Here is a 24054-nt window from a genome sequence, read left to right on the forward strand (position 1 = left end):
CAACTTCTCATTGTAGAGTTTTCGCATGAAACAACTCATTACTTACAAAATCATTACTCCTTATTAACCTTTAAGCACCTGTTAATTTATGCCGACGAGCCAACTTTAGTCGTTGACGCGCCTTAAGAACGGCACCCACAACAGGCCCAATAATCATGCCAAGCAGTAGTGCAAGCACTACAACTAACGACACAGGAAGCTCCGGAGAACGCCACCCAAGCATCATCAAAGTAAGCGGGTGCTGATTCTCAAGTACAAAACCAACGACAGCCAGAGCGCCAAGCAAGAGAATTAAAGTAAAAATTACACGATTAACCTGGCGCATACCCACCCCTTTAGCTTAAACATTCAAACACTATCCAGCTCTTCATCCTCATTCACCCGATCCCTCAACTCCTTGCCGGGCTTGAAATGGGGAACAAACTTGCCGTCGAGACTGACTGACTGGCCAGTTTTCGGGTTGCGGCCGACCCGCGGTGCACGATAGTGCAGAGAGAAGCTACCAAACCCACGGATCTCGATGCGATCGCCGGTGGCCAGGCATTGGGACATTTGCTCAAGCATGGTCTTGATGGCCAGCTCCACATCCTTTGATGAGAGCAGCCCTTGATGGGTGACAATTCGTTCGATCAACTCCGACTTCGTCATAATTTTCCCTTCTTTTTCAAGCAGCTAGATCAGCGCTTCAAAGGTTTTAGCATGCCCTGACAATTTTGAACAGCCCCATCCTGCACCCTGCTTTTTCTCCCCCGAGACTCTGATGCCCTACCCGCCCACTCACCTGCAGATAACCAACATCGTCCGAGTGCTAAAGCCCGCGGCGTTGAAACCGAAGAGAAATTCTTGCTCATCCTTGGCGTCGTCGGACCTGGCCACGACCTTGTAGCCCGCGCCTTTGCATTCTTTACCTGCACGCTTCTGACACCTATCCCATCCCGACCCCAGCCCTGAGCAATTGATCTCGATACCACTGACCCCACGCACGGCATGCGTTCTTGCATTAGTTGTACAACCCACCACCAATGCCAGCACTGCCATCACGACAACGAGCCTCTTCATTTGATTCCTTATGCCAGGCAGAGCGCCTGGCTGTCGCCTACCCCACGCTAAGACTAGCTGCAAATAAGCGATTGATCCTGCTAAGGAAAGAGACAGTTTTGGCGAGGGAATGTTTCGTGGTTAGCGCGCAGAAGATTGCCTCCACGACGGACAGCCGAATTCCAGGCACAAAAAAAGGCGACCGAAGTCGCCCTTTTTTTACAGAAAGTCAGAACTTAGTTCTGTTTTTCCGCTTGTGCAGCACGCAGCAGGTCACCCAGGGTGGTGGCTACTGGAGCGTCACCAGCTACTGGCTTGTCGCGCAGGCTCTGGATAGCTTCTTTCTCGTCTTCAACGTCTTTCGACTTGATCGAGAGCTGGATTACGCGGCTCTTGCGATCAACGCTGATGATCTTGGCTTCTACTTCTTCGCCTTCTTTCAGAACGTTGCGCGCGTCTTCAACGCGGTCACGGCTGATTTCGGAGGCTTTCAGAGTCGCTTCGATATCGTCGGCCAGGGTGATGATGGCGCCTTTAGCGTCAACTTCTTTCACGATGCCCTTAACGATTGCGCCTTTGTCGTTCTCTTGAACGTACTCGGAGAACGGATCGCTTTCCAGTTGCTTGATACCCAGGGAGATGCGCTCGCGCTCTGGGTCAACCGACAGGATAACGGTGTCCAGCTCGTCGCCCTTCTTGAAGCGACGAACAGCTTCTTCGCCCACTTCGTTCCAGGAGATGTCGGACAGGTGAACCAGGCCGTCGATGCCGCCGTCCAGACCAATGAAGATACCGAAATCGGTGATCGACTTGATGGTGCCGGAGATTTTATCGCCCTTGTTGAACTGGCCAGAGAAATCTTCCCATGGGTTAGATTTGCACTGCTTGATGCCCAGGGAGATACGACGACGCTCTTCGTCGATGTCCAGAACCATAACTTCCACTTCGTCGCCGACTTGTACGACTTTCGAAGGGTGGATGTTCTTGTTGGTCCAGTCCATTTCGGAAACGTGTACCAGGCCTTCAACGCCTTCTTCCAGCTCAGCGAAGCAGCCGTAGTCGGTCAGGTTGGTTACACGAGCGGTAACGCGAGTGCCTTCTGGGTAACGGGCTTTGATAGCAACCCATGGATCTTCGCCCAGTTGCTTCAGGCCCAGGGAAACACGGTTGCGTTCGCGATCGTATTTCAGAACCTTAACGTCGATTTCGTCACCAACGTTGACGATTTCGGAAGGATGCTTGATGCGCTTCCAGGCCATGTCGGTGATGTGCAGCAGGCCGTCCACGCCACCCAGATCGACGAATGCGCCGTAATCGGTGAGGTTCTTGACGATACCTTTGACTTGCTGGCCTTCCTGCAGGGATTCCAGCAGAGCTTCGCGCTCGGCGGAGTTCTCGGCTTCCAGGACGCTACGACGGGAAACGACAACGTTGTTGCGCTTCTGGTCCAGCTTGATGACCTTGAATTCCAGCTCTTTGCCTTCCAGGTGCGTGGTGTCGCGCACTGGACGGACGTCAACCAGAGAACCTGGCAGGAACGCACGGATGCCGTTAACGTCGACAGTGAAGCCGCCTTTAACCTTACCGTTGATAACGCCCTTGACCACTTCTTCGGCTGCGAAGGCTGCTTCCAGAACAATCCAGCATTCAGCGCGCTTGGCTTTTTCACGGGACAGCTTGGTTTCGCCAAAGCCGTCTTCAACCGAGTCCAGCGCAACGTGAACTTCGTCACCGACGTTGATAGTCAGGTCGCCAGCGTCGTTGTAGAACTGCTCAAGCGGGATGAGTGCTTCAGACTTCAGGCCAGCGTGAACGGTTACCCAGCGAGCTTGGTAATCGATATCAACGATAACACCGGTGATGATGGAGCCTGCCTGAAGGTTCAGGGTTTTTAGGCTTTCTTCAAAGAGTTCCGCAAAGCTTTCGCTCATTTTAATTCCTGTGAATGAGGGCGAAGGATACGCCCATCTCCACACCCCAGACGGTGTGGGTTAGTTTCATTTAAAAGAAGCGCCCCAGGACTATGACTGGTCCCCTGCGGCCTTCTTGGTCACCCGGCGATATCGCGAATGGCGATCTCGCTCATGATGCGTTCCAGCACCTGGTCGATGGACAACTCCGTGGAATCCAGCTGTATGGCGTCAGCCGCCGGTTTAAGCGGGGCTACCGCTCGCTGGGTGTCACGCTCATCGCGTGCACGGATCTCATCTAGCAGACTCGACAGACTAACATCGTCGCCCTTGCCCTTCAACTGCAAATATCGACGACGCGCCCTTTCCTCGGCACTGGCGGTCAGGAAAATCTTCAGCGGCGCATCCGGAAACACCACCGTGCCCATGTCGCGACCATCGGCCACCAGGCCCGGCGCTTCCTGGAAGGCGCGCTGGCGTTGCAGCAGCGCCTCGCGCACCGCGGGCAATGCCGCCACCTGGGAGGCACCCGAGCCGACGCTTTCGGTACGGATCACATCGCTGACCTCGTCACCTTCCAGGATGATGCGCTGCAGCTGACCTTCGGTCGCCGCGATAAATTGCACATCCAGATGAGCGGCGAGTTTCTTCAGCAGCTCTTCATTGGTCAGGTCGACGCCGTGGTTGTGCGCAGCGAAGGCCAGCAGGCGGTACAGCGCACCGGAATCCAGCAGGTTCCAGCCCAGGCGCCGAGCCAGGATTCCGGCGATGGTGCCTTTGCCCGAGCCGCTTGGCCCATCAATGGTGATGACCGGTGCAATGCGCTTCACGACTGAGCCTCTTGGGCAACGCGGATACCGACCTGCGCGCACAGCGCGAGGAAGTTGGGGAACGAGGTCGCGACGTTGGCGCAGTCATGGATGCGGATCGGTGCAGTGGCGCGCAGCGAGGCGACGCTGAAGGCCATGGCAATCCGGTGGTCGCCGTGGCCGTGCACTTCGCCGCCGCCGATCTGGCCGCCGTCGATAATGATGCCGTCCGGCGTCGGCTGGCATTTGACACCCAGTGCCAGCAGGCCATCGGCCATGACCTGGATACGGTCCGACTCCTTGACCCGCAGTTCTTCGGCGCCGGTCAGCACGGTGCGCCCTTCGGCACAGGCGGCAGCCACGAACAGCACCGGGAATTCGTCGATGGCCAGCGGAACCAGCGCTTCGGGAATCTCGATACCTTTGAGTTTAGCTGCCCGCACGCGCAGGTCAGCCACTGGCTCGCCACCTACTTCACGCTGGTTGTCCAGGGTGATGTCAGCGCCCATCAGGCGCAGGATGTCGATGACGCCGGTGCGGGTCGGGTTGATGCCAACATGCTCGAGCACCAGCTCCGAACCTTCGGCGATCGATGCGGCCACCAGGAAGAACGCCGACGACGAGATGTCGCCCGGCACTTCGATATGGGTCGCGGTCAGCTTGCCGCCCGACTCGACCGAGGCCGTTGCACCGTCAACGCTCACCGGGTATCCGAAGCCACGCAGCATGCGCTCGGTGTGGTCACGGGTTGGCGCAGGTTCGGTGACAGTGGTCTTGCCTTCAGCGTACAGACCCGCCAGCAGCAGGCAGGATTTAACCTGGGCACTGGCCATCGGCATGGTGTAGGTCAGGCCCTTGAGCTTGTGGCCGCCACGGATGGTCATCGGCGGACGACCTTCGGCTGCGGTTTCAATGACGGCGCCCATCTCGCGCAGCGGGTTGGCCACGCGATTCATCGGCCGCTTGGACAGCGAAGCGTCGCCGGTCAGGGTGCTGTCGAAGTCTTGCGCGGCCAGCAGGCCGGACAACAGGCGCATCGAGGTGCCGGAGTTACCCAGGTAGATCGGGCCCGGTGCTGGCTTGAGGCCATGCAGGCCGACGCCGTGGATGGTCACACGACCATGGTGCGGGCCTTCGATGACCACGCCCATGTCACGGAACGCCTGCAGGGTCGCCAGGGCGTCTTCGCCCTCGAGGAAACCTTCGACTTCGGTGACGCCTTCGGCCAGGGAGCCCAGCATGATCGAACGGTGGGAAATCGACTTGTCACCTGGTACGCGAATCCGACCGGACAGGCGGCCACCAGGTTGAGCCAGGAAAATCAGATCGTTGGAATTCATAGCGTCCACATAGGCCCGACGGGCCAGGATTTTACTGAAATGCTCGCGGGCAACCCGGGCGCGCGTGAAAACGCCCAACAATTGGTGCCCATCCCCTGCATCGACCGCGTCGCGCAAGGCGTCGAGGTCGCTGCGAAATGTATCGAGTGTGCGCAGGACAGCCTCGCGGTTAGCGAGGAAGATGTCATGCCACATGACCGGGTCGCTCCCGGCGATTCTTGTGAAATCGCGGAAACCGCCCGCAGCGTAACGGAAGATCTCAAGATTTTCATTGCGCTTGGCCAGCGAGTCGACCAGGCCGAATGCCAGCAAGTGCGGCAGATGACTGGTGGCCGCCAGCACTTCGTCGTGCCGTTCGACCTGCATGTGCTCGACATCGGCGCCCAGTTCGCGCCACAGGCGATCGACCACGGCCAAGGCTTGCGGATCGGTCTGATCCAGCGGCGTGAGAATCACTTTGTGGCGACGGAACAGGTCGGCATTGGAGGCTTCCACCCCGCTCTGCTCGGAACCGGCGATCGGATGGCCTGGCACGAAACGCGCCGGCATGCCGCCAAAGGCTTCGCTCGCTGCACGCACGACGTTGCCCTTGGCGCTGCCAACGTCAGTCAGGATCGCTGGCCCCAGGTCCATGCCGGCCAATCGGCCGAGCATTTTTTCCATGGCGAGGATCGGCACAGCCAGCTGGATCACGTCGGCACCCTGGCAAGCAACCGCCAGGTCTTCTTCGCAACGATCCACCACGCCCAATTCAACGGCCAGCTTGCGCGATTGTGGGTCGAGGTCGACCCCGACCACTTCGCGGCACAGGCCACTTTCGCGCAAACCCTTGGCAAACGAACCGCCGATCAACCCCAGGCCGACCACCACCAGGCGCCCGATCAACGGCTCAGCAGGTTGCGGCACAGTGACATCAACCACGGGCCATAACCTTGGCCAGCGCCTCAAGGAAGCGGCTGTTTTCCGCCGGCAGACCGATGGTGACGCGCAAGTGGTTCGGCATGCCGTAGTTGGCCACCGGGCGCACGATCACGCCTTCACGCAGCAAGCCCTGGAACACCGGGGCCGCTTCGCGATTTAGATCAACGCAGATGAAGTTGCCCTTGGAAGGAATCCAGCCCAGGCCCAACTCACGGAAACCCGCTTCCAGTTGCTGCATGCCCGACTCGTTCAAGCGACGACTTTCCGCCAGGTACTCGGCGTCTTGCAGTGCAGCGCACGCAGCGGCCAAGGCCAGGCTGTTGACGTTGAACGGTTGGCGCACGCGGTTCAGCACATCGGCGACCACGGCGGTGGACAAGCCATAACCGACTCGCAATGCCGCCAGGCCGTAGGCCTTGGAGAACGTGCGCGACACCAGCAGGTTCGGGTAAGCCGCCAGGAAGTCCAGGCCGTCCGGCAAGTCGCTGCCTTCGGCGTATTCGATGTAGGCCTCGTCCAGCACCACCAACACGTGCTCCGGCACGTCCTGGAGGAATTCGTCCAGCGCCTCGGTATCGAACCAGGTCCCGGTCGGGTTGTTCGGGTTGGCGATGAAGACTACGCGGGTATTGGCGTCGATGGCTGCCAGCATGGCCGGCAGGTCATGCCCCCAGTCCTTGGCCGGAATGACCTTGGCCTGGGCGCCGACGGCCTGGGTCACGATCGGGTAGACCGCAAACGCATGCTCGCTGAACACCGCATTCAGGCCCGGCGCCAGGTAGGCGCGCGCCACCAGCTCAAGGATGTCATTGGAGCCGTTGCCCAATGTCACCTGGTTCAGCTCGACGCGGCACTGTTCGGCCAGCAGGGTCTTGAGCGCAAAACCATTGCCGTCTGGATAACGGGTCAGTTCGACCAGGGCATCACGGATGGCAGCCAGGGCCTTGGGACTCGCGCCCAACGGGTTTTCGTTGCTGGCCAGCTTGACGATGCTGGCCGGATCGAGATCCAGCTCACGCGCCAGTTCGTCCACGGGTTTGCCCGGAACGTAAGGCGAAAGTTGTTGCACGCCCGGCTGTGCCAGAGCGAGGAAATTGCCACTCATTTGCTACCGCCCCTTAGAGAACTGCTTTCGGGTAGGAACCCAGCACTTTGAGTGCTACTGCTTCCTGACTGATCTTTTCCAGCACACCTTTTACTAGCGGGTCGCGGTGGTGGCCGACGAAGTCGATGAAGAACACGTAGGTCCATTTGCCGCTGCGCGACGGACGGGTCTCGATTCGCGTCAGGTCGATGCCGTTGTCGTGGAACGGCACCAGCAATTCGTGCAGCGCGCCCGGCTTGTTGCTCATCGAGACGATGATGGAGGTCTTGTCGTCGCCAGTCGGCGGCACTTCCTGGTTACCGATCATGAGGAAGCGCGTGGAGTTGTCCGGACGGTCCTCGATTTTCTCGGCCAATCGGGTCAGCCCGTAGAGGCCGGCCGCCATGTCGCCGGCAATCGCCGCCGAGTTCCACTCGCCCTTGACCCGCTTGGCCGCTTCGGCGTTGCTGGACACCGCCACGCGCTCGACATTCGGGTAGTGGGCGTCCAGCCACTTGCGGCACTGGGCCAGGGACTGGGCGTGGGAGTAGATACGGCTGATGCTGTCGGTCTTGGTGTTTTCACCGACCAACAGGTGGTGGTGAATGCGCAGCTCGACTTCACCACAGATCACCATGTCGTGCTCGAGGAAGCTGTCGAGGGTGTGGTTGACCGCGCCTTCGGTGGAGTTTTCCACCGGGACCACGCCGAAATTCACCGCACCGGCCGCCACTTCGCGGAACACTTCGTCGATGGCCGCCATCGGCTTGCTGATCACCGCGTGGCCGAAGTGTTTCATTGCAGCCGCCTGGGTGAAGGTGCCTTCAGGGCCCAGGTACGCGACTTTCAGCGGTTGCTCGAGGGCCAGGCACGAGGACATGATTTCGCGGAACAGCCGCGCCATCTCTTCGTTGCCCAGCGGCCCCTGGTTGCGCTCCATGACACGCTTGAGCACCTGAGCTTCGCGCTCGGGACGATAGAACACCGGCACTTCGCCTTCGGCCAGCGAAGCCATCTTTACTCGCGCAACTTCCTGGGCGCAGCGTGCGCGCTCACTGATCAGCTCCAGGACTTTTTCGTCCAGGGCATCGATGCGCAGGCGCAGTGCCTTGAGTTCTTGCTCAGACATTAGCCGTGTTCCTTCTCGAACTCTGCCATGTACGCCACCAGCGCGTTGATCGCGTTGATGTCGACGGCGTTATAGATGGAGGCGCGCATGCCGCCCACGGAGCGGTGGCCCTTGAGGTTCAGCAGGCCACGCTCGTCGGCGCCAGCCAGGAACGGCTTGTCCAGACGGTCATCGGCCAGGCGGAACGGTACGTTCATCCACGAGCGGTCCGACTTGTTGATCGGGTTGCTGTAGAGGCCGCTGGCGTCGATGAAGTCGTACAGCGTGCGCTGCTTGACGTCATTGAGCTTGCCGATGGCCTCGACACCGCCCTGCTCTTTCAGCCACTCGAACACCAGGCCGGACAGGTACCAGGCCAAGGTTGGCGGGGTGTTGTACATGGAGCCGTTGTCGGCCGCGACCTTGTAGTCGAGCATGGTCGGGCAAATTGAACGGGCGCGACCGAGCAGGTCTTCGCGAACGATGTTCACGACGATGCCGCTTGGGCCGATGTTCTTCTGGGCGCCGGCGTAGATCATGCCGAAGCGCGAGACATCGATCGGGCGCGAGAGGATGTCCGAGGACATGTCGGCCACCAATGGCACGTCACCGGTCTCGGGAACCCACTGGAATTCCAGGCCGCCGATGGTTTCGTTCGGCGCGTAGTGAACGTAGGCCGCGTCCTTGGACAGCTGCCATTCGTTCTGGCCGGGAATGGCGAAATAGTCGTAGGGCTTGGCGGTGGCGGCAACATTGACGTGGCCGAAGCGCGACGCTTCCTCGATGGCTTTCTGCGACCAGATACCGGTGTCGATATAGTCGGCGGTGCCGCTTTCAGGCAGCAGGTTCAGCGGAATCTGGGCAAATTGCTGGCTGGCGCCGCCTTGCAGGAACAGCACTTTGTAGTTCGAGGGGATATTCAGCAGATCACGCAGATCCTGCTCGGCCTTGGTGGCAATGGACACGAACTCATCGCTGCGATGGCTCATTTCCATGACCGACAGGCCCTTGCCGTGCCAGTCGAGGAGTTCACCCTGGGCGCGCTGCAGGACAGCTTCGGGAAGCGCCGCAGGACCGGCGCAGAAGTTATAGGCTCTCTTGCTCACATCCAATCTCGCTCTGATTTGGTGGTATCACGCAATAAATCACATTATCAATCGACACAGGGGCCCTGCTGAAGCAGGCACCTGTGGGAGCGAGCCTGCTTGCGAATGCATCACCGCGGTGTTTCAGAGATACCGCGGCGCCTGCTTCGCGAGCAGGCTCGCTCCCACAGGGGATATCCATGGGTGTCGACATTTTCCTCTCGGACAAACAACAAGGGGGCGAATTTTCATCCGCCCCCTGTTTACCCGCTTATTCCTGTGGTTCTTCGTCAGCGGCGGCGTCGAGTTGCTGGTCTTCGACGATGTCGTCGATCACCGCATTGCCTTCGAACACAGCACCTTCTTCACCTTCCAGCTCTTCACCCTCGACTTCCGACGGCTCCTGGACCCGCTCCAGGCCGACCAGCGTTTCATCGTTGGCCAGCTTGATCAGGGTCACGCCCTGGGTGTTACGACCCAGGCTGGACACTTCGTCGACACGGGTGCGCACCAGGGTGCCCTGGTCGGAAATCAGCATGATTTCCTCGCCGTCGAGCACCTGGACCGCACCGACCAGACGGCCGTTGCGCTCGTTGCTGACCATGGCGATCACGCCCTGGCCGCCACGCTTGTACTCAGGGAACTCGGTGATCGCCGTACGCTTGCCGTAACCACGCTCGGAAGCGGTGAGGATCTGGCTGCCTTCTTCCGGGATCAGCATGGAAATCAGCTTCTGCCCTTCTGGCAGGCGCATGCCGCGCACACCACGAGCGGTACGGCCCATGGCACGAACGTCGGATTCCTTGAAGCGCGTCACCTTGCCGCCGTCCGAGAACAGCATGACTTCGCGCTCGCCATCGGTAATGGCCGCGGAAATCAGCACGTCGCCCTCGTCCAGCTCCAGCGCGATCAGACCGACGCTGCGCTGACGGCTGAAGGATTCCAGCGGGGTCTTCTTCACGGTGCCGTTGGCGGTGGCCATGAAGATGAAGTGACCTTCGGTGTATTCCTCGACCGGCAGCATGGTGGTGATGTATTCACCGTCATCCAGCGGCAGCAGGTTGACCAGCGGACGACCACGAGCAGCGCGTGAGGCTTCAGGGATTTCGTAGGTTTTCAGCCAGTACACCTTGCCCTTGCTGGAGAACAGCAGCAACGTGGTGTGGCTGTTGGCAACCAGCAGGTGAGCGATGTAGTCCTCATCCTTGACCCCGGTCGCCGACTTGCCTTTGCCGCCACGACGCTGGGCCTGGTAAGCCGCCAGCGGCTGGGTCTTGGCATAGCCACCGTGGGAAATGGTCACCACGCGATCTTCTTCCGGGATCATGTCGCCCAGGGTCAGGTCGAGACGCGCATCGAGGATCTCGGTGCGGCGCACGTCGCCGTATTCGGCACGGATCACTTCCAGCTCTTCGCGGATCACTTCCATCAGGCGCGTGGCGCTGTTGAGGATGCGGATCAGCTCGCCGATCTGGTTGAGGATCTCTTGATACTCGGCCAGCAGCTTTTCGTGTTCCAGGCCGGTCAGGCGGTGCAGACGCAGTTCCAGGATGGCTTGCGCCTGCTCTGGCGACAGGAAGTACTTGCCGTCGCGCAGGCCGTATTGCGGGTCGAGGTTTTCCGGACGGCACGAATCGGCGCCGGCACGTTCCACCATCGCCACCACCGCCGAGGATTCCCAAGGGGTGCTGACCAGCGCTTCCTTGGCTTCCGACGGGGTCGGCGAGGCCTTGATCAGGGCGATGACCGGGTCGATGTTCGACAGGGCAACCGCTTGACCTTCGAGGATGTGGCCACGCTCGCGCGCCTTGCGCAGTTCGAACACGGTACGACGAGTGACGACTTCGCGACGGTGACGCACGAAGGCTTCCAGCAGGTCCTTGAGGTTCAGGATGCGAGGACGGCCGTCGATCAGCGCGACGATGTTGATGCCGAATACCGCTTGCAGCTGGGTCTGGGCGTAGAGGTTGTTGAGGATCACCTCAGGCACTTCGCCGCGACGCAGCTCGATCACGACGCGCATACCGTCCTTGTCGGACTCGTCGCGCAGCTCCGTGATGCCTTCGAGCTTCTTCTCCTTGACCAGCTCGGCGATCTTCTCGATCAGACGGGCCTTGTTCAACTGGTAAGGGAGTTCGGTGATGACGATCTGCTGGCGGCCACCGACCTTGTCGATGTCTTCGATGATCGAGCGGGCGCGCATGTAGATGCGCCCGCGACCGGTGCGGTAGGCCTCGATGATGCCGGCGCGACCGTTGATGATCGCGGCGGTCGGGAAGTCCGGACCGGGGATGTACTGCATCAGCTCGTCGACGGTCAGCTCGGGGTTGTCGATGAGCGCCAGGCAACCGTCGATGACTTCACCGAGGTTGTGCGGCGGGATGTTGGTCGCCATGCCCACGGCGATACCGCTGGAGCCGTTGACCAGCAGGTTGGGAATACGGGTCGGCATGACCGCCGGGATCATTTCGGTGCCGTCGTAGTTCGGCACCCAGTCCACGGTTTCCTTATGCAGGTCGGCCAGCAGCTCGTGCGCCAGCTTGGTCATGCGCACTTCGGTGTATCGCATGGCCGCGGCGTTGTCGCCGTCCACCGAACCGAAGTTGCCCTGGCCGTCTACCAGCAGGTAGCGCAGGGAGAATGGCTGGGCCATCCGAACGATGGTGTCGTACACCGCGGTATCACCGTGCGGGTGATACTTACCGATCACGTCACCGACAACACGGGCAGATTTCTTGTACGGCTTGTTGAAGTCGTTGCCCAGCTCGCTCATCGCGAACAGCACGCGCCGGTGCACGGGCTTCAAGCCATCGCGCGCATCCGGCAGTGCCCGCCCGACAATTACGCTCATCGCGTAGTCGAGATAGGACTGCTTCAGCTCGTCTTCGATATTGACCGGGAGGATTTCTTTGGCCAGTTCGCCCATGAGAAGCCTGATTCCTTTTTCTGGTGAAACTTCGTCTCATCCATATGGGACGAACGAAGCTCGCCGCTGCAGGCTGAGTGCCATGCACCGACTTACGACAAATCAACGAGTTATGCCATGGATCTGCGCAGTAAAGATCGCCCCGCGGGGCAACCTTGGAAACCGCCGGATGTTATCACAAGAGCCGCCACGCACCTATCCCCCTGATGCGCATGGAGCATAGTTAGTTGACCGATGACAGGCTTGAAGGGGATCAGAGGGGCTTAGAGCAGTGTTGAATAAAGAAATCGGGCCGGATTCAGGGCATTTCATTGACTTTTAGGGCCTCATCGCTGGCAAGCCAGCTCCTACAGTGTTTTGCGGCGCACACAAAGCCTGTGGGAGCGGGCTTGCCCGCGAAGGCGATTTATCAGACACCCAATACCTTTAATGCAGGCGCTTGCGGCACATCAACTGCGTCATCTTCGCCGTATCCGGGCGCTCGACGATGCCTTTTTCGGTGACGATCACGTCGATCAGGTCCGCCGGGGTCACGTCGAACACCGGGTTGAACGCGTCGATATCGGCCCCGAGCCGCTGGCCACCCACCTCCAGCAATTCGCGCTCATCGCGCTCCTCGAGCACGATATCGTCGCCGCTGGCCAGGTCCATGTCGATGGTCGAGCTCGGCGCCACCACCATGAAGCGCACCCCGTGGTGCATGGCATTGACGGCCAATTGGTAGGTGCCGATCTTGTTGGCCACGTCGCCATTGGCGGTGATGCGGTCTGCCCCGACGATGACCCAGGTGACGCCCTTGGTCTTCATGATGTGCGCAGCGGCGGAATCGGCACTGAGGGTCACCGGGATGCCTTCGTTGGCCAGCTCCCAGGCGGTCAGTCGCGAGCCTTGCAGCCACGGACGGGTTTCGCCGGCATACACGCGCTCGACCATGCCCTCGATGAAGGCGCCGCGAATCACCCCCAGCGCCGTGCCGAAGCCACCGGTGGCCAGCGCGCCGGTGTTGCAGTGGGTCAGGATCGCCTGGGCGTTGCCCTGGTGCTTGCGGATCAGGTCGACGCCCAGTTGCGCCATGGTCAGGTTGGCTTCGCGGTCGCTTTCATGGATGGCCAGGGCCTCGGCCTCCAGCACGGACAAGGGGTCGGCATGCTTTTTCAGTCGAGCCAGGCGCTCGCGCATGCGACCGAGTGCCCAGGAAAGGTTGACCGCGGTCGGACGGGTGGCGGCCAGCTGCGCGAAATCCTCTTCCAGCGCTTCCTGCCAATCGCCACCCTCGGCAAATCGGGCCCGCGCCGCCAGCACCACGCCATAGGCCGCACTGATGCCGATGGCTGGCGCGCCGCGCACCACCATCGAGCGAATGGCTTCGGCCACGCCCGTCGCACTGGTGCAGGCGATCCAGGTTTGCTCGAACGGCAAAACACGCTGATCCAGCAGGTACAGGGTGCCATCACGCCAATCGATGGCCTTAACCTTCTCAGCAGCCAACAGTCGATCGCGCATCCCACACCCCGCAGTCAGAAACAAAAGCCGCCGATTATAGCGATCCCCCGACGAAGACGCTCGGGTATACTTCGCCATCCTATACAAAAGCCCTGGAACCGATCCTCGATGCCGAACACTGCCATTGCGCTCGATCTGTTGTTGCTGCCAACCTGGCTGGTACCCGTCGAACCCGCTGGCGTCGTGTTCAAGGATCATGGCCTGGGCATCCGCGACGGGCGCATCGTTTTCATCGGTCCGCGCCGCAACGCCCTGCAGCTTAACGCAATCGAAGTGCGTGAACTGCCGGACATCCTGCTCAGCCCCGGCCTGATCAATGCCCACGGGCATGCGGCAATGACCCTGTTTCGCGGCCTGGCCGACGATCTGCCGCTGATGACCTGGCTGGAAAACCACATCTGGCCAGCCGAGGCCAAGTGGGTCGACGAGGATTTCGTCCGCGACGGCACGGACCTGGCCATCGCCGAGCAGCTCAAGGGCGGCATCACCTGCTTCTCTGACATGTATTTCTTCCCGAAGGTTGCCAGCGAGTGCGTGCACAACAGCGGCATTCGCGCGCAAATTGCGATTCCGATCCTCGATTTCCCGATCCCGGGCGCCAGCACGGCGGACGAGGCGATTCGCCAGGGTGTCGAAATGTTCGGCGATCTCAAGCATCACGAACGCATCAAAATCACCTTCGCGCCCCATGCTCCCTACACCGTGGGCGATGAAAACCTGGAAAAGATCCGGGTCATCGCCGAAGAGCTGGATGCGTCGATCCACATGCATGTGCATGAAACCGCCTTCGAGGTGCGGCAAGCCCTCGAACAGCAGGGTGAACGGCCGCTGGCCCGCCTGGCGCGCCTGGGCTTGCTGGGGCCGCGCTTCCAGGCGGTGCACATGACCCAGGTCAGCGACGAAGACCTGGCGCTGCTGGTAGAAAGCAACACCCATGTCATTCACTGCCCGGAGTCGAACCTGAAGCTGGCCAGCGGTTTCTGCCCGGTGGAGCGCTTGTGGCAGGCCGGGGTCAACGTGGCCCTCGGCACCGACGGCGCCGCCAGCAACAATGACCTGGACCTGCTGGGCGAAACCCGCACCGCCGCCCTGCTGGCCAAGGCCGTCGCAGGCTCGGCCACCGCACTGGACGCCCACAGCGCCCTGCGCATGGCCACCCTCAACGGCGCACGCGCACTGGGGATCGAAGCCGAGGTGGGCTCGCTGGAAATCGGCAAGGCCGCCGACATCGTGGCGTTCGACCTCTCGGGCCTGGCCCAGCAACCCGTCTATGACCCGGTATCGCAGCTTATATATGCGTCAGGCCGCGATTGCGTGAAACACCTTTGGGTCGCGGGCAAGCAACTGCTCGACCACCGCCGCCTGACACGCGTGGATGAACAACAACTCGTCGCCACCGCCAAGGCCTGGGGCCAGCGCATCAGCGGCCGCAAAGAATCGTAAGCCTCCCCGGATTCACCACCGGGGCTACAGGATTTTTCAAGTTTTAGAGGACTTAAACCATGAGCAACGTCGACTACGCCGAAATCGCCAAATTCGAAGCCCTGGCCCATCGCTGGTGGGACCGCGAGAGCGAATTCAAACCGCTTCATGACATCAATCCGCTGCGTGTGAACTGGATTGACGAACGCGTCAACCTGGCTGGCAAGAAAGTCCTCGACGTCGGTTGCGGCGGCGGCATCCTCAGTGAAGCCATGGCCCAGCGCGGCGCGACCGTGACCGGTATCGACATGGGCGAAGCGCCACTGGCGGTGGCACAGCTGCATCAGCTGGAATCGGGCGTGAACGTCGAATACCGGCAGATCACCGCCGAGGCCCTGGCCGAGGAAATGCCTGAACAGTTCGACGTGGTGACCTGCCTGGAAATGCTCGAGCACGTACCGGACCCGTCCTCGGTGATCCGCGCCTGTTTCCGCATGGTCAAGCCAGGCGGCCAGGTGTTCTTCTCCACCATCAACCGCAACCCGAAGGCGTACCTGTTCGCCATCGTCGGCGCCGAATACATCATGAAGCTGTTGCCACGCGGCACCCATGACTTCAAGAAATTCATCCGCCCTTCCGAGCTCGGTGCGTGGAGCCGCATGGCCGGCCTGACCGTCAAGGACATCATTGGCCTGACCTACAACCCGCTGACCAAGCATTACAAACTGGCGTCCGACGTGGACGTCAACTACATGATCCAGACCCTGCGCGAGGAGTAAGCCGATGCGTATCAGAGCAGTTCTTTTCGACATGGACGGCACCCTGCTCGACACCGCGCCGGACTTCATTGCGATTTGCCAGGCGATGCGTGCCGACCGCGGCTTGCCGCCGATCAACGACAAGCACATCCGCGACGAAATCTCCGGCGGTGCCAAGGCGATGGTCGCAGTGACCTTCTCCATGGACCCGGAGTCCCCGGGTTTCGAGGCATTGCGCCTGGAGTTCCTTGAACGTTACCTGGTGGGCTGCGCGGTGCACAGCAAGCTGTTTGACGGCATGGGTGAGCTGCTGGCCGATATCGAGAAGGCCAACCTGATCTGGGGCGTGGTCACCAACAAGCCGCTGCGTTTCGCCGAGCCGATCATGCAGCAGCTGGGGCTGGCCGAGCGTTCGGCCCTGCTGATCTGCCCGGATCACGTGAAGAACAGCAAGCCGGACCCGGAGCCGTTGATCCTCGCCTGCAAGATGCTCGACCTCGATCCGGCCAGCGTGCTGTTCGTGGGCGATGACCTGCGCGATATCGAATCGGGGCGCGATGCCGGCACCCGGACGGCAGCCGTGACGTTCGGCTACATCCACCCGGATGACAATCCACGGCATTGGGGGGCGGATGTGGTGGTCGATCATCCGCTGGAGTTGCGCAAGGTGCTTGATAGCGCCATGTGTGGCTGCTGATTAACGTCAAAAGATCGCAGCCTTCGGCAGCTCCTACAGGGGATCGATGTGCATCCTGTAGGAGCTGCCGCAGGCTGCGATCTTTTCAGCTCTATTGATGGATTATGTAGAGGGTTTTTTCATGTTTGATTATTCCGCCCGCCCCGATCTGCTCAAAGGCCGGGTCATCCTGGTCACCGGTGCCGGTCGTGGCATTGGCGCTGCCGCCGCCAAAACCTATGCCGCCCATGGCGCCACCGTCCTGTTGCTGGGCAAGACCGAAGCCAACCTGACCCAGGTCTACGACGAGATCGAAGCCGCCGGCCATCCGCAACCTGCCGTGATCCCGTTCAACCTCGAGACCGCCCTGCCCCATCAATACGATGAACTGGCCGCGATGATCGAAAGCGAATTCGGCCATCTGGATGGCTTGCTGCACAACGCATCGATCATCGGCCCGCGCACCCCGATCGAACAGCTGTCCGGGGAAAACTTCATGCGCGTCATGCAGGTCAATGTCAACGCCATGTTCATGTTGACCAGTACCCTGTTGCCACTGCTCAAGCTGTCCCAGGACGCCTCGGTGGTGTTCACCTCGAGCAGCGTCGGGCGCAAGGGTCGTGCGTATTGGGGCGCCTACGGGGTCTCGAAATTCGCCACCGAAGGCCTGATGCAAACGCTGGCCGACGAAGTCGACGGCGTGGCGCCGGTCCGCTCCAACAGCATCAACCCGGGGGCCACTCGCACCAGCATGCGCGCCCAGGCGTATCCGGGCGAAAACCCGCTGAACAACCCAACGCCTGAGGAGATCATGCCGGTCTACCTCTACCTCATGGGCCCGGACAGCACCGGCATCAACGGCCAGGCATTCAACGCCCAGTAATACCGTCCGTCGCTTTTGTGCCGCGTCGATTTCCCGACGCGGCATGCCCGTTACAACAGGCTTTCAGTCAAACAACCGTCGCACAATTGCCCTCCCCCGCTTTATCGCCTGTCAACCTATTGATTGGTAAGGTCTTTTAATAAAATCCGGTTACTTGGCACGACTTTCGCTGGGAATATGCCTGAACAGGCCGTGGGAAAGCAGAGAGCGCAATGCAAAAATTGCCGATTACTAATCTGCGATAAAGCAGATTAAGCTTGTACGAAATGTCCTACGGGACTGACGGACCAGTATGACGCGTAGCCAAGAGGCGCTCGCACCCAGCTTGTAAGACAGCCTTACTGCTCAAAGGCGCACGCCCTATGAAACCAACTTCCCAGTCCAACGCAATTGACTTTGACAGCGCCAAATTGCAACGCCTGGGCTTTGGGCAGCAGCCACCGATTCTGGAGAGGCCCGTCAGCCTTGCGCAGCTGCGCCAGCAATTGAACCTGCAGCTGCAAACCAGCCTTGAGCCGCAACGCATACTCGGGCTGTTCTACCGCGAAATCCAGCGACTGGTGCCCCTTGATGCCTTGATCTACCAGCACAAGAGCAGTGACTTGCGCCTGGAATTCGGCCAGCGCGGACACCACTCGATCAGCTATAGCCTGAGCCACGAAGGCGAGCACCTGGGCGAACTGACCTTTCGCCGCAACCAGCGCTTCAGCGAACAGGAACAGGCCAACCTCGAGTCTCTGCTGGCCGCGTTGCTATACCCTATGCGCAATACCCTGTTGTACCGCGCCGCCACCCAAAGTGCATTGCGTGACCCGCTGACCGACACCGGCAATCGCATCGCCATGGACCAGACGCTGCAGCGGGAAATCGAGCTGGCGCGACGTCATATGCAGCCCCTGTCGCTGTTGATGCTGGACATCGATCACTTCAAGCGGGTCAACGACACCCATGGGCATGGCGCCGGTGACGACGTGCTAAAGGCGGTGGCCGCCTCGATCAAGAATCAGTTGCGCAACGTCGACATGGTGTTTCGCTACGGTGGCGAAGAGTTCCTGATCTTGTTATCCAACACCAGCCGGGAAGCGGCAGCCCTGGTCGGCGAACGCCTGCGGTGCGCAGCGCAGGCCGAGGACTATCCAGCCGATGGCCGCACGGTGGAGCTGACCGTCAGCCTCGGCTGCTCTACCCTGCTGCCCGGCGAATCCGCCGAGAGTCTGTTGCGCAGGGCCGACAGCGCACTGTACGTCGCCAAGCGCGAGGGGCGTAACCGCTTGACGATGGCGGGGTGATAGTTCGAATTCGATGCAAAATTCAAGGCTGCCATCGCCAGCAAGCCGGCTCCTACAGGGTGTAACGCATTCGGGTCCCGATCGAGCCGGCCGGTAGGCCGGGTTAGCGCACCGCCCCACGCAACTCACCCACCATAGCCTGCAACCGGGCCGGTTGCGCCGCTTCGACGGCCACCATCGGCCCCGCCACCAGCGTCACCCGCGACCACAACCGGCGAAACAGCCCCTTGCCCGGATCGCGGCTGAAGAAACTGCCCCACAACCCCTGCAATGCCAGGGGAATGACCGGCACCGGCGTTTCTTCGAGAATGCGCGTGAGCCCACCCTTGAACTCGTTGATCTCGCCATCGGTGGTCAACTTGCCCTCGGGAAAGATGCACACCAACTCTCCGTCCTTCAGGTATTTCGCGATGCGCGTAAAGGCTTTTTCGTAGATCTGGATATCTTCATGACGACCTGCGATCGGAATCGTCCCCGCGGTGCGAAAGATGAAATTGAGCACCGGCAAGTTATAGATCTTGTAGTACATCACGAAGCGGATCGGTCGACGCACCGCACCGCCTATCAACAAGGCATCGACGAACGACACGTGATTGCACACCAGCAACGCCGCCCCCTCATCGGGAATCATGTCGAGGTTGCGATGCTCTACGCGGTACATGGAATGGCTGAGCAGCCAGATCATGAACCGCATGGTGAATTCGGGAACGATCCTGAAGATGTAGGCGTTGACGCCGATGTTGAGCAACGACACCACCAGGAACAACTGCGGTATCGACAGCTTGACCAGGCTCAGCAGGATGATCGAGACGATCGCCGACACCACCATGAACAGCGCGTTGAGAATATTGTTGGCGGCGATCACCCGGGCCCGTTCGTTCTCGGCGGTGCGCGACTGGATCAAGGCATACAGCGGCACGATGTAGAAACCGCCGAACACGCCCAGGCCGAGGATGTCGAGCAATACCAGCCAGGCGTGGCCGAAACCAAGGATCTCGAGCCAGCCATGGCCCACCGCGCTGTCGGGAATCCCGCCGGAATGCCACCACAGCAACAAGCCAAACACCGTCAATCCGAATGAGCCGAACGGCACCAGGCCGATTTCGACTTTGCGCCCGGAGAGTTTTTCGCAAAGCATCGAGCCCACGGCAATGCCGACCGAGAACACCGTCAGGATCAAGGTCACGACGGTTTCGTCACCGTGCATCCATTCCTTGGCATAGGCCGGGATCTGCGTCAGGTAGATCGCCCCGACAAACCAGAACCATGAGTTGCCGACGATCGAACGCGACACCGCCGGGGTCTGGCCGAGGCCCAGCTTCAGGGTGGCCCAGGACTGACTGAAGATGTTCCAGTTCAGGCGCATCTCCGGCGAGGCCGCCGCGGCCCGCGGAATGCCGCGACTGGCCAGGTAACCGAGCACGGCGATAGCGATGATCGCGGTGGAAACCACCGGCGCGTAATGACTGGACGACATCATGATACCGGCGCCGATGGTCCCGGCCAGAATGGCCAGGAAGGTGCCCATTTCCACCAGGCCGTTGCCACCCACCAGTTCGTCTTCATGCAGGGCCTGGGGCAGGATCGAGTACTTCACCGGCCCGAACAACGCCGAGTGCGTGCCCATGGCGAACAGGGCCAGCAACATCAACGACAGGTGATCGAACAGGAAGCCCACCGCGCCCACCGCCATGATGACGATTTCCCCAAGCTTGATCAGGCGGATCAACGCATCCTTGGCGAACTTCTCGCCGAACTGCCCGGCCAGCGCCGAAAACAGGAAAAACGGCAGGATGAACAGCAGCGCACACAGGTTGACCCAGATCGAACGGTCGCCTTCGATCGCCAGCTTGTACAAGATGGCGAGGATCAACGACTGCTTGAAGATGTTGTCGTTGAACGCCCCGAGGGACTGGGTCACGAAGAACGGCAGGAAACGCCGGGTGCGCAGCAAGGTGAACTGTGAAGGGTGACTCATCTTCCATGTGTCCCTGAAGCTTGTGAGTGGGTAACGAATGGCGTGGATACCGTCATTGGATGTCGCACGTCGATCCAGGCCACACATTACCTAATCTTTGCCGGTTATTTCTTTAATCCTGCAATACACGGCGAGACAAACAACTCGCCGCGCCAGGCGCCTTGCACCGTACGCTTGGCGACGATCAGCCACATCACGATCAGCAGGCTCACCAGCACACAACCAAAGACACTGAAAAACACCAGGTGCAGCGTGCTGGCCAGTTTCAACGTTGCCAGAGAATAGACGCCCAACGGAAAGGTGAAACCCCACCAGCCGAGATTGAAAGGAATGCCGGCGCGCAGATAACGCAAGGTAATCAGCACCGCCATCAGCATCCACCACAGGCCAAAGCCCCACAGGGCGATCCCGGCAACCAGCCCCAGCCCCGCAGCAATTTCACCGACACCCGACAAACCGTTTGCGGCAAAAATTGCCGGCGCGTCGGCGCCCAACAGCAACATGCCCAGGGCACCGGTACCGATCGGCCCGAGCGCCAGCCAGCTCGAAGCCGCCATGTTTTCGTGGGGCAGTTTATGCAGCGCCATGCGCAGCAGCAGAATCGTCAGGATGCTGAACGCCACCGGCAGGGAAAATGCCCAGAGCACGTAGCTGGTCACCAGCATCACCAGTTGCCCATGCGCATCGGCCAGGTGTGGCGCCAGCAAGCCCCCGCTGGCGGCCGCGACTTCCGCTGCCACCACCGGCAGCAGCCATACAGCGGTCATCTGATCGATGCTGTGCTCCTGGCGGGTGAACATCAGGAAGGGAATGAGCACTCCGCACGCCACGGACATCGCCACGTCCAGCCACCACAAGGCCTCTGCCAGATGAATCACTCCCTCGCCCCAGCGCGGCAAGCCGAAGAGTACAAAGCCATTGATGATGGTCGCCAGGCCCATGGGGATCGTGCCGAAAAACATCGACACCGTGGAGTGGCCGAAAATCCGCCGCGCCTCATCGAAAAACAGCACCCAGCGTGCCGCGTACAGCACCGTGAACAACAGGAATAGAAAGATGTTGAACAACCACAGGGTTTCGGCAATGGCGTGCAGCACTGGACTGGCAACGGGCAATTGCATCAACGCCAAGGCCAGCACCCCGGTGCCCATGGTGGCGGCGAACCAGTTGGGGGTGAACTGGCGGATGACTTCGCGCGGGTGCTGCAAATGGCTGAACGGCTTGATTCCGGACTTGAGCGTATTAGGGCATGTCATGGCGAACTCCTGTCCTCACGTGAGGTGGAGTCCATCTTAGATCCGGATCGAATATCTATATAACGGGTAATATCTCTAACTGTTATCTATTTTGCAGATACAAAATCATTCGCCCGCAACACACACCCTGGCTGTGCGCTGCCGCCACAACATCAGCAAGGCGCCGACAGCGAGAATAATCAGCCCCGCCCCATAGCCATCGGCAGTCGCCACCAGGCCGAACGTATGCGTCAGGTTTCCGGCCAGGAACGACGGCAGGCAGAACGCCAGGTAACTGAGCACGTAATACGCCGACATCAATCCCGCCCGCTCATGGGGCAAGGCCAAGGGCACCAGACTGCGTACAGCACCCAGGAAACCGGCGCCGAAGCCACAGCCGGCCACCAGGGTGCCAAGGAAAAACAGTGGCAGACTCGCGCCGTGCACGCCCAGCAGGATCAGCACGATACCCGCCGGCAGCAAACTCGTGCCCAGCTGCAGCGCTTTGCCCGCGGGTTGATTGCGCAGGATGAAAATCATCGAGGCACCGGTCAACGTCAAGGCCGCGACGGTGGCTCCACCAATCAGGTTCGAGGTCGAACCGGTGGCCGTGCGCACCAGCGACGGCGCCAATGATGCGTAAAAACCGCCGAGCGCCCAGGTCGCCACATTGAGCGGCAATACCCGCCACAGGGTTGAGCGTGCTTGTACGGGCACGTGCAGGGTCGGGAGCAACGATGCCCAGGCCCCGGCCTGTGGCGATACGCTTTCCGGCAAGCGCCAGACATACAGCGCCTGCAACGCAAACAGGGCGAGCAGCAACCAGTAAGTCAATTGCAGGGGCGCGGGTGCAAACTCCGCCAGCAGGCCACAGCCCATGCCGCCCATGGCCATGCCGAGCAAGGGCGCAACGCTATTGATCAGCGGCCCTTGCTGGCGATCGACATCCAGCAAGGTGGCACTGAGCACCGCTGTTGCCATGCCGGTGGCAAAACCTTGCAGCACCCGGGCACCGATCAGCCAGGCGACGCTATCGGCGTAGATGAACAACAGCATCGCCACGCCATTGAGCACCACAGCAGTGAAAATCACTGGCTTGCGCCCCAGGTAGTCCGAGAGCGAACCCACCGTCAACAATGCAGCCAGCAGGCTGAGGGCATACACGCCGAAAATCAGGGTGAGCATGGCGGCTGAAAACTGCAGCTGCTCCTGATACAAGTGATACAACGGCGTCGGCGCCGTGGAAGCCGCCAGGAAACTGAGCAAGGTGATGGCCAGGAACCACAGGCTGGCACGGTTCGGATGGGAATTGGGCATGGACACGCTCCGCAAAAGCTAATTTTTTGCTTTTGCGGAGTGTGCTATCGATTGGCGCTTAAAGCAAATTCTTTGTGTTAAGGTCCGGTGCATGGCCCTACAGAGCCCCGAGAAACAGGACATTTGCAATGACAGCACCCACTCTACGTCCCGGCGGCCGCAGCGCCCGGGTTCAGGAATCCATCCACACCGCCGTGCGCGAACTGCTTGAAGAGCAAGACCGCGCCAGCGTCACCGTGCCGCAAATTGCCGCGCGCGCGGGGGTCACGCCTTCGACCATTTATCGGCGCTGGGGCGACCTGTCGGCGCTGCTGGCGGACGTCGCCCTGGCCCGCATGCAACCGGAAACCGAGTCGGCCAATACCGGCAGCCTGCTGGGTGATGTGCGAGCCTGGGCGGACCAGTACCTGGACGAGATGAGCTCCGCGCCCGGTCGGAACATGCTGCGCGACGTGCAATCGAGCCTGAAACCGAGCTACTGCGCGACGATCATTGGCGGGCAATTGCAGGTGATTCTGGATCGCTACCCGGATCAGCCCAAGCCTGGCGTCGACCGGCTGATCAATATGGTGGCGGCCCCCATTGTGTTTCGTATCCTGTTTTCCGAGGCGCCGCTGGAGAGTGAGGAGTTGCATCGGTTGATCGAGATTGCGTTGGGGCAGTGAGGCCGCCTTCGCGAGCAAGCCCGCTCCCACATTGGATCTGCGTCGTACACGGATTAAATGTGGGAGCGGGCTTGCTCGCGAATGAGGACCGCACAGACACCAAAGAT

20 protein-coding genes are annotated in these 24054 nt (G+C 60.6%); 6 read left to right on the plus strand and 14 right to left on the minus strand.

The window, feature by feature from the left end; all coding sequences use genetic code 11:
• Nucleotides 1–70: 70 nt before the first annotated feature.
• The 11 genes from CGA21_RS14410 to mtnA all read right to left on the minus strand — a co-directional run bounded on the left by CGA21_RS14410 (nucleotide 71) and on the right by mtnA (nucleotide 13724).
• A complete protein-coding gene (locus tag CGA21_RS14410) occupies nucleotides 71–325 on the minus strand; it encodes a lipopolysaccharide assembly protein LapA domain-containing protein (protein ID WP_188264430.1) in 255 nt (84 codons plus the stop codon).
• Between the two features lie 23 nt (nucleotides 326–348).
• Nucleotides 349–648: an integration host factor subunit beta gene (gene ihfB, locus CGA21_RS14415; RefSeq protein WP_188264431.1), complete on the minus strand. Its 300-nt coding sequence runs from the start codon at nucleotides 646–648 to the stop codon at nucleotides 349–351.
• Nucleotides 649–777: 129 nt separating this feature from the next.
• A complete protein-coding gene (locus CGA21_RS29965; RefSeq protein ID WP_223194135.1) occupies nucleotides 778–1059 on the minus strand; it encodes a hypothetical protein in 282 nt (93 codons plus the stop codon).
• Nucleotides 1060–1274: 215 nt separating this feature from the next.
• A complete protein-coding gene (gene rpsA / locus CGA21_RS14420; RefSeq protein ID WP_020800122.1) occupies nucleotides 1275–2969 on the minus strand; it encodes a 30S ribosomal protein S1 in 1695 nt (564 codons plus the stop codon).
• A 119-nt stretch (nucleotides 2970–3088) separates the two neighbouring features.
• Complete coding sequence (cmk, locus tag CGA21_RS14425) at nucleotides 3089–3778, minus strand: (d)CMP kinase (protein WP_020800123.1); 690 nt, start codon at nucleotides 3776–3778, stop codon at nucleotides 3089–3091.
• A complete protein-coding gene (locus CGA21_RS14430; protein ID WP_223194141.1) occupies nucleotides 3775–5982 on the minus strand; it encodes a bifunctional prephenate dehydrogenase/3-phosphoshikimate 1-carboxyvinyltransferase in 2208 nt (735 codons plus the stop codon). The genes cmk and CGA21_RS14430 overlap by 4 nt, the downstream gene beginning before the upstream one ends.
• A gap of 28 nt (nucleotides 5983–6010) precedes the next feature.
• Nucleotides 6011–7123, minus strand: coding sequence for a histidinol-phosphate transaminase (gene hisC, locus CGA21_RS14435; RefSeq protein ID WP_020800125.1), 1113 nt, complete (start codon nucleotides 7121–7123; stop codon nucleotides 6011–6013).
• A 13-nt stretch (nucleotides 7124–7136) separates the two neighbouring features.
• The gene (gene pheA, locus CGA21_RS14440) at nucleotides 7137–8231 is read right to left on the minus strand and encodes a prephenate dehydratase (RefSeq protein WP_007939916.1); all 1095 of its coding nucleotides are present in this window, start codon (nucleotides 8229–8231) and stop codon (nucleotides 7137–7139) included.
• The gene (serC, locus tag CGA21_RS14445; RefSeq protein ID WP_083348475.1) at nucleotides 8231–9316 is read right to left on the minus strand and encodes a 3-phosphoserine/phosphohydroxythreonine transaminase; all 1086 of its coding nucleotides are present in this window, start codon (nucleotides 9314–9316) and stop codon (nucleotides 8231–8233) included. Before serC ends, pheA begins: the two co-directional genes overlap by 1 nt.
• 250 nt (nucleotides 9317–9566) lie before the next feature.
• Nucleotides 9567–12221, minus strand: a complete 2655-nt coding sequence (gene gyrA, locus CGA21_RS14450) for a DNA gyrase subunit A (RefSeq protein ID WP_110746389.1) — start codon at nucleotides 12219–12221, stop codon at nucleotides 9567–9569.
• Between the two features lie 426 nt (nucleotides 12222–12647).
• Complete coding sequence (gene mtnA / locus CGA21_RS14455) at nucleotides 12648–13724, minus strand: S-methyl-5-thioribose-1-phosphate isomerase (RefSeq protein ID WP_110746388.1); 1077 nt, start codon at nucleotides 13722–13724, stop codon at nucleotides 12648–12650.
• A 108-nt stretch (nucleotides 13725–13832) separates the two neighbouring features.
• On the opposite strand from mtnA, the gene CGA21_RS14460 reads away from it, so the two are divergent.
• From CGA21_RS14460 to CGA21_RS14480, 5 genes are all read left to right on the plus strand, one after another.
• On the plus strand, nucleotides 13833–15167 hold the full coding sequence (locus tag CGA21_RS14460; RefSeq protein ID WP_188264433.1) for a TRZ/ATZ family hydrolase: 1335 nt from the start codon (nucleotides 13833–13835) through the stop codon (nucleotides 15165–15167).
• 59 nt (nucleotides 15168–15226) lie between these two features.
• Complete coding sequence (gene ubiG / locus CGA21_RS14465) at nucleotides 15227–15925, plus strand: bifunctional 2-polyprenyl-6-hydroxyphenol methylase/3-demethylubiquinol 3-O-methyltransferase UbiG (protein ID WP_008065228.1); 699 nt, start codon at nucleotides 15227–15229, stop codon at nucleotides 15923–15925.
• 4 nt (nucleotides 15926–15929) lie between these two features.
• The gene (gene mupP, locus CGA21_RS14470) at nucleotides 15930–16601 is read left to right on the plus strand and encodes an N-acetylmuramic acid 6-phosphate phosphatase MupP (RefSeq protein WP_188264434.1); all 672 of its coding nucleotides are present in this window, start codon (nucleotides 15930–15932) and stop codon (nucleotides 16599–16601) included.
• 121 nt (nucleotides 16602–16722) lie between these two features.
• A complete protein-coding gene (locus CGA21_RS14475) occupies nucleotides 16723–17463 on the plus strand; it encodes a YciK family oxidoreductase (protein ID WP_020800132.1) in 741 nt (246 codons plus the stop codon).
• A gap of 362 nt (nucleotides 17464–17825) precedes the next feature.
• On the plus strand, nucleotides 17826–18752 hold the full coding sequence (locus tag CGA21_RS14480; protein WP_188264435.1) for a GGDEF domain-containing protein: 927 nt from the start codon (nucleotides 17826–17828) through the stop codon (nucleotides 18750–18752).
• 103 nt (nucleotides 18753–18855) lie between these two features.
• Here the strand turns inward: CGA21_RS14480 and CGA21_RS14485 are convergent, their stop codons facing one another.
• The 3 genes from CGA21_RS14485 to CGA21_RS14495 all read right to left on the minus strand — a co-directional run bounded on the left by CGA21_RS14485 (nucleotide 18856) and on the right by CGA21_RS14495 (nucleotide 23282).
• Nucleotides 18856–20730 (minus strand): MFS transporter, encoded by a 1875-nt coding sequence (locus tag CGA21_RS14485; RefSeq protein WP_110746380.1) that lies wholly within the window; start codon nucleotides 20728–20730, stop codon nucleotides 18856–18858.
• A gap of 104 nt (nucleotides 20731–20834) precedes the next feature.
• On the minus strand, nucleotides 20835–21986 hold the full coding sequence (locus CGA21_RS14490) for a TDT family transporter (protein ID WP_188264436.1): 1152 nt from the start codon (nucleotides 21984–21986) through the stop codon (nucleotides 20835–20837).
• 105 nt (nucleotides 21987–22091) lie between these two features.
• Nucleotides 22092–23282, minus strand: coding sequence for an MFS transporter (locus tag CGA21_RS14495; RefSeq protein WP_188264437.1), 1191 nt, complete (start codon nucleotides 23280–23282; stop codon nucleotides 22092–22094).
• Between the two features lie 128 nt (nucleotides 23283–23410).
• On the opposite strand from CGA21_RS14495, the gene CGA21_RS14500 reads away from it, so the two are divergent.
• Nucleotides 23411–23947 carry a TetR/AcrR family transcriptional regulator gene (locus CGA21_RS14500; protein WP_110746374.1) on the plus strand — a complete coding sequence of 179 codons (537 nt, stop codon included), beginning with the start codon at nucleotides 23411–23413 and terminating at the stop codon, nucleotides 23945–23947.
• The last annotated feature ends 107 nt before the right edge of the window (nucleotides 23948–24054 follow it).

The organism is Pseudomonas sp. PSB11 (assembly GCF_014596605.1).
Classification (GTDB): domain Bacteria; phylum Pseudomonadota; class Gammaproteobacteria; order Pseudomonadales; family Pseudomonadaceae; genus Aquipseudomonas; species Aquipseudomonas umsongensis.